1 protein-coding gene is annotated in these 247 nt (G+C 61.1%); it reads right to left on the minus strand.

Going from position 1 to position 247, the window contains the following annotated elements; all coding sequences use genetic code 11:
• Positions 1-247, minus strand: a 247-nt coding sequence (locus tag SB719_RS21845) for a hypothetical protein (protein WP_412159987.1), incomplete at both ends; no start/stop codon positions are given.

Consider the following 247-nt stretch of genomic DNA (forward strand, 5'->3'; position numbering starts at 1 on the left):
GGGCCTCACGTTTGCGGGATTCGATCTCGATGTTCTGCGCCTTCAGGAAATCGGCGAGTTCCTGCCGTCCCGGTGCAGCGAGCTCGAAATCAATTGAGCCTTCATTCGAGAAACGGAAGCGTCCGTCCCAGACGATTGGCTTGCCCGGCTCCAGATGGAGCTTGGGGAGATTGCGCTTTTCGCGAAGAAACCGATGCGGCGAGCCGTCCGCGCCGCGCTCGATAAGCGCGCCGAACACAGTCAGGCG

Origin of the sequence: Pantoea sp. SIMBA_079, assembly GCF_046940275.1 — a bacterium.
Taxonomy (GTDB): domain Bacteria; phylum Pseudomonadota; class Gammaproteobacteria; order Enterobacterales; family Enterobacteriaceae; genus Pantoea; species Pantoea borealis.